Below are 13,949 nucleotides of genomic sequence, written 5' to 3' on the forward strand. Positions count from 1 at the left end.
GTAGAATTATGCAAGCCTTTTCAAAATGTGCTATACTGATGAAAAAGGAGGATTTCTATGAGTCAAGAATTTATCAATCCAAGTGATGGCGTGATTCGTCAGTATCTCGCAACGAGTAAAACCCTTGCTGTTGTGGGTTTGTCAGACCGTGAGGAAACAACTAGCAATCGAGTGACCAAGGAAATGCAGGCCCGGGGTTATAAAATCATCCCAGTCAATCCCAAGGTAGCAGGTGGAGAAATCTTGGGTGAAAAGGCTTATGCTAGCCTAGCAGAGATTCCTTTTCCTGTAGATATTGTCAATGTTTACCGTCGCAGTGAGTTTTTGCCAGATGTGGCGCGTGATTTTCTCAAGGCTGATGCTAAGATTTTTTGGGCGCAGCTAGGACTTGAAAATCTAGAAGCGGAAGAGATCTTGCGTGCTGGTGGATGTGATGATATCGTGATGAATCGTTGCATCAAGAGAGAACATACTCGCTTGATTAAGGAAGCATAAGAAAAAGGTAGCTGGTGGGCTACCTTTTGTGTTATACTCAATGAAAATCAAAGAGCAGACTAGGAAACTAGCCGCAGGTTGCTCAAAACACAGTTTTGAGGTTGTAGATAAGACTGACGAAGTCAGTCACATATATACAGCAAGGCGACGTTGACGTGGTTTGAAGAGATTTTCGAAGAGTGTTAGAAAATGCCGATAAGGGTCTGCATACCAAGACTGGTGAGGATGATGGCAATCCAGCATATGGCTCCAAGAAGAATGGATTTTCCGCTGGATTTGACCATAGCTACTAGATTGGTTTTGAGTCCGATAGCACTCATGGCCATGATAATGAGGAATTTGGAGAGTTGTTTGAGAGGGGTAAAGAAACTATTGGACACACCGAGAGAGGTCAGGAGGGTAGTTAGGAGAGATGCAAGGATAAAGTAAAGGATAAAAAGTGGGAATACTTTTTTCAGTTGAAAGCCTTGCTTATTTTTTTGCTCGCGACTTTGCCAGTAGGAGAGAAAGAGAGTGATGGGGATGATAGCCAGTGTCCGCGTAAGTTTGACAATGGTTGCGGATTCGAGGGTATTACTTTGGTAAAGGCTGTCCCAGGCGCTGGCTGTGGCGGTTACAGAGGAAGTATCATTAACGGCTGTTCCTGCAAAGAGGGCGAAGCCGTCATTGGATAGATGAAGCCAGGTGCCGAGGGTTGGAAAGATGAGCGCAGCCAAGACATTGAAGAAAAAGATAACGGAAATGGATTGGGCTACTTCCTTTTCCTTGGCATGGATAACGGGCGCTGTCGCAGCAATGGCAGAACCACCACAGATTGAAGAACCTACTCCAACCAAGGTAGCCAGTTTTGTATCCAGTGCAAAGAAGCGCTGGAAGAAGTAGGCAATAATCAGAGCTATTGAGATAGTGGACAGGATGACAGGGAGTGAAGATTGGCCAACTGCGAAGACCTGCGAGATATTGAGACCAAAACCAAGCAAGACAACGGCATATTGGAGCAATTTTTTAGAACTAAAGGTCAACCCAGCATCCAGTTGTTTATAGGACGAGAGAAAGGGATGTAGGAGCATGCCTATGAAAATGGCAAAAACGGGCGCGCCAATGACAGGGAAGAATCCTCCTAAGTACCAAGATACGATAGAAATGAGAAGGCAGGCCAAGATACCTGCTCCATTTTTTGATAGAAATGACATAAAAACCTCCAAATAGAATCTGTTACCATTATAGACCTGTAAACAGGAAAAGTAAAATAGAAAGTAGGTCCTAACAATTATTTGACAAGTAGTGCTAATTATGTAATAATAATCTTACAAGAACTGTAACGAAGTCTTGGCAAAAAGAAATACCAGAGCTCCACCTCTGGTATTTCTTTTTGTCCAGTTACATTAAAACTAAACTCAGGTTATATTTTTTTGTCGCGCTTATCTAACCACTTTCTGACTATCCACTCAGAAATGATATTACCGGTAATAGTAATCAGTAATGGTGCTAGAATAACTGTAACGAAGATTAGCAAAAACTCACCTCCAAACTAAGTTCGTTAGTGGAGTTGCGACAAATCCATTTTAACATACTTCAATTTGTTATGTTAGCGTTATTCTATCATGTATTTTTGCGGTCGGGGGGCTTTTATAGTATAATAGAGATACGTTTTGAAAGTAGGAGGTATCTATGGACTTAACTAAGCGCTTTAATAAACAGTTAGATAAGATTCAAGTTTCGTTGATTCGTCAGTTTGACCAGGCTATTTCTGAGATTCCTGGGGTCTTACGTTTGACCTTGGGGGAACCTGATTTTACAACGCCAGATCATGTCAAGGAGGCGGCTAAGCGAGCGATTGACCAGAACCAATCCTACTATACAGGGATGAGTGGTCTGCTGACCTTACGTCAGGCAGCTAGTGACTTTGTTAAGGAAAAGTACCAACTGGACTATGCTCCTGAAAATGAAATCTTGGTTACAATTGGGGCGACAGAAGCCTTATCTGCTACTTTGACAGCTATTTTAGAAGAGGGAGACAAGGTGCTCTTGCCAGCTCCTGCTTATCCAGGTTATGAACCGATTGTCAATCTAGTTGGGGCAGAGGTTGTCGAGATTGACACGACTGAAAATGGTTTTGTCTTGACTCCTGAGATGTTGGAGAAGGCTATTTTGGAGCAAGGTGACAAGCTCAAGGCGGTTATTCTCAACTATCCAGCCAATCCGACAGGAATTACCTACAGTCGGGAGCAGTTGGAAGCTTTGGCAGACGTTTTACGCAAGTACGAAATTTTCGTTGTCTGTGATGAGGTCTACTCAGAATTGACCTATACAGGGGAAGCCCATGTGTCTCTAGGAACGATGTTGAGAGACCAGGCTATCATTATCAATGGTTTGTCTAAATCGCATGCTATGACAGGTTGGCGTTTGGGCTTGATTTTTGCTCCTGCGGTCTTCACAGCCCAGTTAATCAAGAGTCACCAGTACTTGGTCACTGCCGCAAATACCATGGCGCAACATGCTGCGGTAGAAGCCTTGACAGCTGGTAAAAACGATGCGGAGCCTATGAAGAAGGAATACATCCAGCGTCGGGACTATATTATCGAGAAAATGACTGCTCTTGGTTTTGAGATTATCAAACCAGACGGTGCCTTCTATATCTTTGCTAAGATTCCAGACGGCTACAATCAAGATTCCTTTGCTTTTCTGAAAGATTTTGCTCAGAAGAAGGCCGTTGCCTTTATCCCTGGTGCTGCCTTTGGGCGTTACGGGGAAGGATATGTTCGTCTGTCTTATGCGGCCAGCATGGGGACTATCACAGAAGCCATGAAACGACTTGAGGAGTACATGAGAGAAGCATGATTCAGTCTATCACGAGTCAAGGTTTGGTGCTCTACAATCGTAACTTTCGTGAGGATGACAAGTTAGTTAAGATTTTTACAGAGCAGGCTGGCAAGCGCATGTTTTTCGTTAAACATGCTGGCCAGTCCAAACTGGCGTCGGTTATTCAGCCCTTAGTGCTGGCACGATTTCTCTTGCGAATCAATGATGACGGACTCAGTTACATTGAGGACTATCACGAGGTGATGACCTTTCCCAAGATTAATAGCGATCTCTTTGTCATGGCCTATGCGACCTATGTGGCGGCTCTTGCAGATGCTAGTTTGCAGGATAATCAGCAGGATGCTCCCTTGTTTGCTTTTTTGCAAAAGACTTTGGAATTGATGGAAGCTGGCTTGGATTATCAAGTTTTGACTACTATTTTTGAAATTCAAATCTTGACTCGATTTGGAATCAGCCTCAATTTTAATGAGTGTGTCTTTTGCCATAGGGTTGGCCAGGCTTTTGACTTTTCTTTCAAATATGGAGCCTGTCTTTGCCCAGAGCATTATCATGAGGATGAGAAACGATGTCATCTGAATCCCAATATCCCTTATCTGCTCAATCAATTTCAAGCTATCGATTTTGAGACCTTGGAGACCATTTCGCTCAAGACTGAAATCAAGCAAGAGCTACGCCAATTTATGGATCAACTCTACGAAGAGTACGTTGGGATTCACCTAAAATCAAAGAAATTTATTGATTCCCTAGCAGACTGGGGACAATTACTAAAAGAGGAAAAGAAATGAAAAAAATCGCAGTAGATGCCATGGGGGGCGATTACGCACCTCAGGCCATCGTTGAGGGTATCAATCAAGCCCTAGCTGACTTTTCAGATATCGAGGTTCAACTCTACGGAGATGAAGCTAAAATCAAGCAATATCTGACAGCGACAGAGCGCGTCAGAATTATCCATACGGATGAGAAGATTGATTCAGACGATGAACCTGCTAGAGCTATTCGGAAGAAGAAAAATGCCAGTATGGTATTGGCAGCCAAGGCTGTCAAAGAGGGTGAAGCAGACGCTGTTCTCTCGGCTGGGAATACAGGTGCTTTGTTGGCGGCTGGATTCTTCATCGTAGGTCGTATCAAGAACATCGATCGACCAGGTCTTATGTCGACTTTGCCGACTGTAGATGGGAAAGGTTTTGACATGCTAGACCTCGGAGCTAATGCAGAAAATACAGCCCAGCACCTCCATCAATATGCGGTTCTAGGTTCCTTCTATGCTAAAAATGTTCGTGGAATTGCGCAACCACGTGTTGGCTTGCTCAATAACGGAACAGAGAGTAGTAAGGGAGACCCACTTCGTAAGGAAACCTATGAATTACTAGTGGCTGATGAAAGTTTAAACTTTATCGGAAACGTGGAAGCGCGTGATTTGATGAATGGCGTTGCAGATGTTGTTGTGGCAGATGGTTTCACGGGAAACGCTGTGCTCAAATCCATTGAAGGGACAGCCATGGGAATCATGGGCTTGCTCAAGACAGCTATTACAGGTGGTGGTCTTCGAGCGAAACTAGGCGCACTACTTCTCAAGAATAGCCTCAGAGGTTTGAAAAAACAGCTCAACTACTCAGATGTTGGTGGAGCAGTCTTGTTTGGTGTCAAGGCACCTGTTGTCAAGACTCATGGCTCAAGCGATGCCAAGGCTGTTTATAGTACAATCCGCCAGATTCGTACCATGCTAGAAACAGACGTAGTTGCCCAGACTGCGCGTGAATTTTCAGGAGAATAAAAGAGATGACAGAAAAAGAAATTTTTGACCGTATTGTGACCATTATCCAAGAGCGACAGGGAGAGGACTTTGTCGTAACAGAATCCTTGAGTCTGAAAGACGACTTGGATGCTGACTCAGTTGACTTGATGGAGTTTATCTTGACTCTGGAAGATGAATTTAATATCGAAATCAGTGATGAGGAAATTGATCAACTCCAAAGTGTAGGGGATGTTATCAAGATCATTCAAGCAAAATAAAGATAAGAAGTTCCAAGGCATTTGCTTTGGAATTTTTTATTTGGCTTAATACTCTTCGAAAATCTCTTCAAACCACGTCAGCTCTATCTGCCACCTCAAAACAGTGTTTTGAGCAACCTGCGGCTAGCTTCCTAGTTTGCTCTTTGATTTTCATTGAGTATAAGTGACCGTTTAGGAACAGATTTAGTCTTTCTAGGGACAGGAGAAATCTGAGGAGAAATAAGGGATATAATAGAGTCAGAAAAAATCAATCTCCAAAAAGGAGAAAAAAGAAAGGATTTTTATAGAGTTGTATCAATACGGTATTACTCAAAATACAATTCGTAGATATTGGTAATATTGTCTAATTTTTCACAATATTATTGACTTTGACTATGAAAAGTATTAGAATATAGCTAAATAAAGAGGTAAGTCCTCTTATAGCTATTCAATAAAGGAGGAAATGGCTATGAAAAAATCTAAACTACTTACTCTTGGTTTGCTTGCAGGTGCTGGTCTGCTTTTGTCTATCAACCAAGCACAGGCTGCAGATACTTGGGTTAAAAATGGTGCTGACTGGAATCTTTCACAAGATGGTAGTCTCGCTAAGGATAAATGGGTACAAAATGCTGGCTCATGGTATCACTTCGACAGCACTGGTAAAATGCAGACAGGCTGGCTCAAAGACGGCAATACTTGGTATTCTCTAGCAGATAGTGGTGCTATGCGCACTGGCTGGTACAAGGAAGGTAGCACATGGTACTCACTAGCAGATAGTGGTGCCATGCGTACAGGTTGGTACAAAGAAGGATCTACATGGTATTACCTCAAAGACGGTGGCGCTATGGCAACAGGATGGGCGACTGCAAATGGTAAATGGTCTTACTTTGAAAGATCAGGTGCTATGGTTGCAGATAGAGCTGTTCCAGCCAGTGATGGGGAAAGTTATGTCATTGGTAAGGATGGCTATCTAGCAAATAGAAAAGATGCTGGATACAATATTCATGATATTGTCAAACTTGGAGATGGGCAAGAATATTTGCTAAATGCTAAAGGTGACGATGTTATTATTGAAAAAAACACTTGGTATATCAAGCCTGAAATCAAGAAGTTTTCTGACAAATATGGGGATGAGGTTGCAAATACTACCTTAGCTTTAGTGGATAATAAAGAAGAAGGACAAGAAATTGATTCTAAGGCGGTTGTACAGAACTTCCAAAACTTACCAAATCGCTACTACTTTGATGAAAATGGATATCGTGTGGTTAATATCCCAGCAATGACAACCTATTCAGAAATCAAAAAAGTTGGCAATGATGTCTATTTAGAAAATCCAGGTGTACGACTTCGTCTTGGGGCTACCCACTTTACAATCAATAACAATAAATTATACTATTTAGAAAATGAGCAAGGTAAGCTCAAAACAGGTTACTTTGTATTAATTGATGATGGTATGGCTACAACCCACTATCACATCCTAGCCTATGCGGATCAATCTGGTGAGATTCTTAAGATGAAACGTTTGCCATCGGGAGTTTCAGATTATCTGGATAAAGAAATCGATGGTTTATACGGTGAAAAAATTAAGATTGAATCTCCACACTCAAACGAATATTATAAAGTGGTTGTGGTTAAATAAAAATAACATCTTCACAACTAATCGTTAACGCTCTAACCAATATACCATTTCCAGGAGGCTTTAGATTTCTTGTATTTTAAAAGGAAGCTAAAGCCTTTTGTAGATGGATCAGGGGATAGAGTTATCTATAAAATAATGAAAAGGAGTCTGTCATGGAAATGAAAAATACATTTGAAGAATTGAAACAATTTGAAGAATTAACTCCAGAGGTTTTGGAGGAAATGAATGGTGGAGGGATTTTTGAAGATACCGTAAAATGGTGCGATAAATTATTTAGTACGGGTAGACACTTTGCTTAAATTCACAGTATTCGTTAGAGATTAGATTTATTTATGATTATTTTAGAATTCTTAGTTTCTGTGCTATATATACTGTTGGTAGTCGTTTCAACCATGATGCCTACTATTTATTTGGGTGCTCAAATTTCCCCAGAATTTTATAAAAAACGTTATTGGGTCCTTGTATTTTTAATTAGTTTATCTGCTCGTCAAACATTTGGAGAATTATTCCATATAGGAATCATTCTCTTCTTTTACTGTGTTTTTTTATTAGAATTGCATAAAAGAAAAGGGGAAGCTTTTTTTCTTTCTCTGTATCTTTTTCTCTTCTTTCAGAGTATTCGTTATTTATTTTTGACAATTTGGATTCGTGTATTATCCGGTGAGCCTTGTTGTTTTGTAGATTCGTTTTCCACCTTATATAGATCTGTATTTGATTTATTATCAATATTTCTATGTTGTAAAATAATGAAGCGTTGGTCTTTGGATTTGGATTTATTCTTTTCAGATGCTTTCAAAACCCACTATCGTAAGAGTTTTTTCATTATCCTACCTCTGACTGTATTTAGGATATTCTCTTCGTTTATGACCAATATAAATAGTTCTTTCTATGTTCGTTTTGACACGACCATTTCTCTCTTGATTTTCATTCTCTTTTTCTCTTGGCTCTTTTACATCAAGCATTTGGAGCAGGTTTATCGTGATGAGCAAACCATTCAGAGACAGGAAGAAGAAAATCGTTCCTTGCAAGGAATGGTGGATAAGCTGGGTCATCTCTATGATGAAGTGCGAGGTTTCCGTCATGATTTTGCGGGAATTGTCGCTAGCATGGAGCCTGCCATAGCTAATCAAGACATGGCTGAGGTATCTACCATTTATCAAGATGTCTTTCTAAAGACCAATGAAAAGCTGAGGAAGGCAGATTACACAGCTTTTAATCTTCACAATATCCATGATATAGCCATTCGTAATACCTTGGCAAAAGCCATGATTGTGGCAGATAATCAAGGAATTCATTTTAGTTTGGAGACGGTTGGGGTTGTCGAAGAGCTGGATTTGCCGATGTTGGAGGCTATCCGTATCCTCTCTATCCTCACGACAAATGCCTTAGAGGCAGCCAGTGAGGCTGAAAATCCGCAGATTCGGGTTGCTTTGTTGGCAGGCGATAGGAGTGTTCGTTTTATCATTGAAAACACTCGTAAGAAAGAAGAACTGAATCCCAGTATTCTCAGTCAAAAGGGTTATTCGACCAAGGGAAACCACAGTGGACTGGGTTTAGCGACCTTGGAGGATATGGTTTTTCATTATGATTTAAACTTAGATACCCAGCTAGGAGAGACGACTTTTAGACAAGATTTAGAATTGCCATTTAAGGATGAGAAACGAGGGGGAGAGGAATGAGAATTTTAGTTTTGGAAGACGATAGAGTCCAGCAGGGGCGTATAGAGCAAACTTTACTAGATATCGGTCGCTCTCGCAATTTGAGATTGGAAATTGATATTGCCAAAAATTATGGAGATGTTGAAAAGTATTCTCAGTATTTTGACCATTACCAGCTCTATTTATTGGATTTAGAGATTGATGGAGAGCGTGAACGGGGCTTTCAGGTTGCTCAACAGGTTCGGGAGCAGGATCCCTTTACAAGCATTGTCTTTGTGTCTACACACTCGGAGGTCTTGCCTCTAGCTTTTCGCTACCACTTGTCTGCCTTGGATTTTATTTCCAAGGATCAGTCTGAGGAGGATTACCGTTATCAGCTGGAGCGCTGTTTGGACTATGTATTAGCAGTGGATAAGAGGGAAAATATGTGTCTCTTCACCTATAGTTTTGAGGGAAGACGGGGCTTTACTCTGCCCTACCATGAGATTTTAGCCTTTGAAACCTCAGTGGAATCCCATCGTATCAAGGTCTATTATGCTAATCATTCTATCAAGACCATTTATGGCAGTCTCAAGGATATCGCTGCCAAGGCTGAAAAAGATTACTTTGTCTATGCCAATCGCAATACTTTAGTCAGTTTACAGGCCATTGAAGAGATGACTGCCACAGAAGTGACCTTGTTAGAAGGCTTGCACTTCCCCGTATCACGAACAGCTAGAAGAACCCTTAAAAAACATCTCAATGTCTAATATCTGTTAGATTTGAATGAGTTTATCAATAAGAATATCGGAAAATTTCTGATATTCTTATTTTTTTGACTTCTTTTTCGAATAGATAAATAAGAGGAAAAGGAAAGGAGCCTAGTTCATGTTTATATCAATGTTCTACCCATGGTTCACTGAGTTATTTTTTAAATAAATTTAAATAGTTGTACATTTTCGAAATTTTTTTTCGAATAGATAAGTAAGAGGAAAAGAAAGGAGTTTGGTTTATGTTTATATCAATGTTCTACCCATGGTTCACTGAGTTATTTTTTAAATAAATTGACTTTAGTTGTACATTTTCGACTTATTTTTCGAATAAATAAGTGAGACGAAAAGGAAGGAGATTAGAAATGATTATTTCAGCTATTTATCCAACTTGGCTATTTAAGTGGCTTAGAGGATAAACATTAAACATTAAACATATAAAAACATATACAAATTGAGGAGAAAAAGATGACAAATTTTGACAAAATGGAACAGAACTTTGTAGCTCTTACAGAAGAAGAGTTGATGGATGTGGATGGGGGAATTGCACCAATTATTATTGGTGGCGTAGTTATTGGTTGGAAATTAATTGGAGGTGTAGCTGCGCTTGCTACAGTTTCAGCAGGTGCGGGCATAGCTGCAGGATATTATGCTAATCGACCATAATTTTGTAGATATATATGAAATTTGTTAAATTAATGTTGAAGATTTGGCCTGAGCTTATGGTATTACTTAGTTCAATATCTTATACAATTATCAGGTTGGTAGCTGATGTGAATAAGCTACCCTTACCTACATGGTTTGATGATTTTAATATACCAACAATTTCATTGTTTTTAATGGTATTCATTTTATTATATAGAAGTAAAGGAGAAAAGAATGGATAAATTTCAAGTAGTTGATGAGAAAGATTTGCAAGTAATTGAAGGAGGAATTGAACCTATTTCGATTATATTTGGCCTAAGTGCTATTGCATTTGGCGCATTTGGGGCTGGTTACACATTTGGTTCAGATTTGGCTCGCCGTGGGCGTTAGATAATGAACAGTCGCAACCTTAATCTCAATACATTGTTACCTAAACTAGCTACTATATTTCTTTTGTTGGGAATAACTCTTAATCTCGCGCTTCATGTGATTCGTACAGGTTCGTTAGTATCCTTTAATTGGCAATGGACTTTGGTTGGTTTGCTTTTCTCAGGATATTTTGGTATTTTTTGCAAAGATTTGTCAAAAAATAATCAAAACTATAAATGAAGAACATGAATCAAAAGTATTTTGTACATGTGAATGGCAGAGTTTTTCTGCTATTCTTGTCAGGCAAATAGGAGTCTTCTATGAAAACATTTTTATTAGGTTTTGCTGAGGGTTATTTTACCGTATCACTCATTATCTACATCACAACGTATTTGATTTTGAAAAATCCGATCAATACCCTATTTTATCCAGAAATTTACCCCGTTTTATTTGGGCTCTTTTATCTAGGCTATAAGGTCAATAAAAAGCGAGTAGAGTGAGCAGTTAAGAATGACTTGTTAGTCTGTGCTAAAATGACTAGAGTATAATCTCAGAATGCATCACATTGGAATTTAAAAGGAGTAACTATGAATCGTAATTTAGAACGGTGTTATCTATTCTAAACATGAATAGATCATACCATAGGTGGCTTAGAAATAGCAGGGACATTAGAAATTGAAGTAACTTTAAATAGGATGTCGTAAAGGTTACTATCAATGATTTATTTGTTCCAAGCTTGCCTAGGGTGACAGTAAAACATCAATTTCCTTTCATACCATATTTTTAGTAGGCAGGACATTTGTTCTGCCTATTTTTTGCCAAAAGTGCAGTTGAGGTGTTTATTTTTGAGGGATTACATGTATTTTTTGATAAAATATGATAAAATAGGTATAGAAATTAGGAAAGTTGAAGAAAAGAAATGAAGAAGATTTTAAAATATTTTTTAGTATTTGTTTTTCTATTTTTGATGAATATCTTCATCTTTAAGATACTAGCAACTCTGGGATTTCAGCTGACAATGAGTGAAAAGAGTTATATTGTACCACCGCTGTTTTCGATTATCGTTTTATATATGATTGACAAAAGAATTAGGAAGAAAAAGAAATAAATATATATTTTAGGTAGAACGTTTGTTCTGCCTATTTTTTTATCCCAAAAGTGCAGTTGGGAGGGAGATAGGCGCATTTGGGAAGGAAGTCCAGTATTTGTTTAGTGATTAGGGTAAGATAGTTGTTATCAGATGAGTTTATACTCTTCGAAAATCAAATTCAAACCACGTCAACGTCGCCTTGCCGTATATATGTGACTGACTTCGTCAGTCCTATCTACAACCTCAAAACAGTGTTTTGAGCAGCCTGCGGCTAGTTTCCTAGTTTGTTCTTTGATTTTCATTGAGTATTAGGGAAAAGGAGATGAATATGAAATTTGGGAAACGTCACTATCGTCCGCAGGTGGATCAGATGGACTGCGGTGTAGCTTCATTAGCCATGGTTTTTGGCTACTATGGTAGTTATTATTCTTTGGCTCACTTACGAGAATTGGCAAAGACGACCATGGATGGGACGACGGCCTTGGGCTTGGTCAAGGTGGCAGAGGAGATTGGTTTTGAGACGCGAGCAATTAAGGCGGATATGACGATCTTTGACTTGCCAGATTTGACTTTTCCTTTTGTTGCCCATGTGCTTAAGGAAGGGAAATTGCTCCACTACTATGTGGTGACTGGTCAGGATAAGGATAGCATTCATATTGCCGATCCAGATCCTGGGGTGAAATTGACCAAACTGCCACGTGAGCGTTTTGCGGAAGAATGGACAGGAGTGACTCTTTTTATGGCACCGAGTCCAGACTACAAGCCTCATAAGGATCAAAAGAATGGTTTGCTCTCTTTTATCCCTATATTAGTGAAGCAGCGTGGCTTGATTGCCAATATCGTTTTGGCAACACTCTTGGTAACCTTGATTAACATTGTGGGTTCTTATTATCTGCAGTCTATCATTGATACCTATGTGCCAGATCAGATGCGTTCGACGCTTGGGATTATTTCTATTGGGCTGGTGATTGTCTATATCCTCCAGCAAATCTTGTCTTACGCTCAGGAGTATCTCTTGCTTGTTTTGGGGCAACGCTTGTCGATTGACGTGATTTTGTCCTATATCAAGCATGTTTTTCACCTGCCTATGTCTTTCTTTGCGACACGCAGAACAGGGGAAATCGTGTCTCGTTTTACAGATGCTAACAGTATCATCGATGCGCTGGCTTCGACCATTCTTTCGATTTTCCTAGATGTGTCAACGGTTGTCATTATTTCCCTTGTTTTATTTTCACAAAATACCAATCTCTTTTTCATGACTTTATTGGCACTTCCTATCTATACAGTGATTATCTTTGCCTTTATGAAACCGTTTGAAAAGATGAATCGGGACACCATGGAAGCCAATGCGGTTCTGTCTTCTTCTATCATTGAGGACATCAACGGTATTGAGACTATCAAGTCTTTGACCAGTGAAAGTTCACGCTATCAAAAGATTGACAAGGAATTTGTGGATTATCTGAAAAAATCCTTTACCTATAGTCGAGCAGAGAGTCAGCAAAAGGCTCTGAAAAAAATTGCCCATCTCTTGCTCAATGTCGGCATTCTCTGGATGGGGGCTGTTCTGATCATGGATGGCAAGATGAGTTTGGGGCAGTTGATTACCTATAATACCTTACTGGTTTACTTTACCAATCCTTTGGAAAATATCATCAATCTGCAAACCAAGCTTCAGACAGCGCAGGTTGCCAATAACCGTTTGAATGAGGTTTATCTGGTAGCTTCTGAGTTTGAGGAGAAGAAAACGGTTGAGGATTTGAGCTTGATGAAGGGAGATATGACCTTCAAGCAGGTTTTCTACAAGTATGGCTATGGTCGAGACGTTTTGTCGGACATCAATTTGATCATTCCCCAAGGTTCTAAGGTGGCTTTTGTGGGGATTTCAGGGTCAGGTAAGACGACCTTGGCCAAGATGATGGTTAATTTTTACGACCCAAGTCAGGGAGAGATTAGTTTGGGTGGTGTCAATCTCAATCAGATTGATAAAAAGGCCCTGCGTCAGTACATCAACTACCTGCCTCAACAGCCCTATGTCTTTAACGGAACGATTTTGGAGAATCTTCTTTTGGGAGCCAAGGAGGGGACGACTCAGGAGGATATCTTACGGGCGGTTGAATTGGCAGAGATTCGGGAGGATATCGAGCGCATGCCACTAAATTACCAGACAGAATTGACTTCGGATGGGGCAGGAATTTCAGGTGGTCAACGTCAGAGAATCGCCCTAGCGCGTGCTCTCTTGACAGATGCACCTGTCTTGATTTTGGATGAGGCGACTAGCAGTTTGGATATTTTGACAGAGAAGCGGATCGTAGATAATCTCATGGCTTTAGACAAGACCTTGATTTTCATCGCCCACCGTTTGACTATTGCTGAGCGGACAGAGAAGGTTGTTGTCTTGGATCAGGGCAAGATTGTTGAAGAAGGAAATCATGCTGATTTGCTTGCACAGGGTGGTTTTTACGCCCATTTGGTGAATAGCTAGAAAGAGG

General features: G+C 40.0%; 16 protein-coding genes. 15 read left to right on the forward strand and 1 reads right to left on the reverse strand.

Annotation, left to right across the window (positions count from 1 at the left end; genetic code table 11):
• Positions 1-57: 57 nt before the first annotated feature.
• Positions 58-495 (forward strand): CoA-binding protein, encoded by a 438-nt coding sequence (locus HT731_RS01445; RefSeq protein ID WP_173277355.1) that lies wholly within the window; start codon positions 58-60, stop codon positions 493-495.
• Between the two features lie 182 nt (positions 496-677).
• Here the strand turns inward: HT731_RS01445 and HT731_RS01450 are convergent, their stop codons facing one another.
• Entirely contained in the window at positions 678-1,688 is a 1,011-nt protein-coding gene (locus tag HT731_RS01450) for a YeiH family protein (RefSeq protein ID WP_173277357.1), read from the reverse strand.
• A 478-nt stretch (positions 1,689-2,166) separates the two neighbouring features.
• Between HT731_RS01450 and HT731_RS01455 the strand changes: the two genes are divergently transcribed.
• The 14 genes from HT731_RS01455 (at position 2,167) to comA (ending at position 13,942) form a co-directional block, all read left to right on the forward strand.
• Positions 2,167-3,336 (forward strand): pyridoxal phosphate-dependent aminotransferase, encoded by a 1,170-nt coding sequence (locus HT731_RS01455; RefSeq protein WP_173277358.1) that lies wholly within the window; start codon positions 2,167-2,169, stop codon positions 3,334-3,336.
• The gene (recO, locus tag HT731_RS01460) at positions 3,333-4,103 is read left to right on the forward strand and encodes a DNA repair protein RecO (RefSeq protein ID WP_173277360.1); all 771 of its coding nucleotides are present in this window, start codon (positions 3,333-3,335) and stop codon (positions 4,101-4,103) included. Before HT731_RS01455 ends, recO begins: the two co-directional genes overlap by 4 nt.
• On the forward strand, positions 4,100-5,092 hold the full coding sequence (plsX, locus tag HT731_RS01465; RefSeq protein ID WP_173277362.1) for a phosphate acyltransferase PlsX: 993 nt from the start codon (positions 4,100-4,102) through the stop codon (positions 5,090-5,092). Before recO ends, plsX begins: the two co-directional genes overlap by 4 nt.
• Positions 5,093-5,097: 5 nt before the next feature.
• Complete coding sequence (locus tag HT731_RS01470) at positions 5,098-5,331, forward strand: acyl carrier protein (RefSeq protein WP_173277364.1); 234 nt, start codon at positions 5,098-5,100, stop codon at positions 5,329-5,331.
• 448 nt (positions 5,332-5,779) lie between these two features.
• Positions 5,780-6,949 (forward strand): N-acetylmuramoyl-L-alanine amidase family protein, encoded by a 1,170-nt coding sequence (locus tag HT731_RS01475; RefSeq protein WP_173277366.1) that lies wholly within the window; start codon positions 5,780-5,782, stop codon positions 6,947-6,949.
• A 152-nt stretch (positions 6,950-7,101) separates the two neighbouring features.
• Positions 7,102-7,248: a smi_0057.1 family bacteriocin-like peptide gene (locus HT731_RS01480; RefSeq protein WP_173277368.1), complete on the forward strand. Its 147-nt coding sequence runs from the start codon at positions 7,102-7,104 to the stop codon at positions 7,246-7,248.
• Between the two features lie 564 nt (positions 7,249-7,812).
• Complete coding sequence (locus tag HT731_RS09310; protein ID WP_240151622.1) at positions 7,813-8,628, forward strand: GHKL domain-containing protein; 816 nt, start codon at positions 7,813-7,815, stop codon at positions 8,626-8,628.
• Positions 8,625-9,356 carry a response regulator transcription factor gene (locus tag HT731_RS01490; RefSeq protein WP_173277372.1) on the forward strand — a complete coding sequence of 244 codons (732 nt, stop codon included), beginning with the start codon at positions 8,625-8,627 and terminating at the stop codon, positions 9,354-9,356. Before HT731_RS09310 ends, HT731_RS01490 begins: the two co-directional genes overlap by 4 nt.
• 468 nt (positions 9,357-9,824) lie before the next feature.
• Positions 9,825-10,022 (forward strand): class IIb bacteriocin, lactobin A/cerein 7B family, encoded by a 198-nt coding sequence (locus HT731_RS01495; protein ID WP_153224195.1) that lies wholly within the window; start codon positions 9,825-9,827, stop codon positions 10,020-10,022.
• Between the two features lie 213 nt (positions 10,023-10,235).
• Positions 10,236-10,391, forward strand: coding sequence for a smi_0061 family bacteriocin-like peptide (locus HT731_RS01500; protein ID WP_000357248.1), 156 nt, complete (start codon positions 10,236-10,238; stop codon positions 10,389-10,391).
• 3 nt (positions 10,392-10,394) lie between these two features.
• On the forward strand, positions 10,395-10,610 hold the full coding sequence (locus HT731_RS09320) for a bacteriocin immunity protein (protein ID WP_240151620.1): 216 nt from the start codon (positions 10,395-10,397) through the stop codon (positions 10,608-10,610).
• An 80-nt stretch (positions 10,611-10,690) separates the two neighbouring features.
• Positions 10,691-10,870, forward strand: coding sequence for a hypothetical protein (locus HT731_RS01505; protein ID WP_173277373.1), 180 nt, complete (start codon positions 10,691-10,693; stop codon positions 10,868-10,870).
• Between the two features lie 419 nt (positions 10,871-11,289).
• Entirely contained in the window at positions 11,290-11,478 is a 189-nt protein-coding gene (locus HT731_RS09325; RefSeq protein WP_033679471.1) for a hypothetical protein, read from the forward strand.
• 310 nt (positions 11,479-11,788) lie between these two features.
• Positions 11,789-13,942 (forward strand): peptide cleavage/export ABC transporter ComA, encoded by a 2,154-nt coding sequence (comA, locus tag HT731_RS01510; RefSeq protein ID WP_173277375.1) that lies wholly within the window; start codon positions 11,789-11,791, stop codon positions 13,940-13,942.
• Positions 13,943-13,949 lie beyond the last annotated feature (7 nt).

It is taken from the genome of Streptococcus sp. k-163 (genome assembly GCF_013277555.1).
GTDB lineage: Bacteria > Bacillota > Bacilli > Lactobacillales > Streptococcaceae > Streptococcus.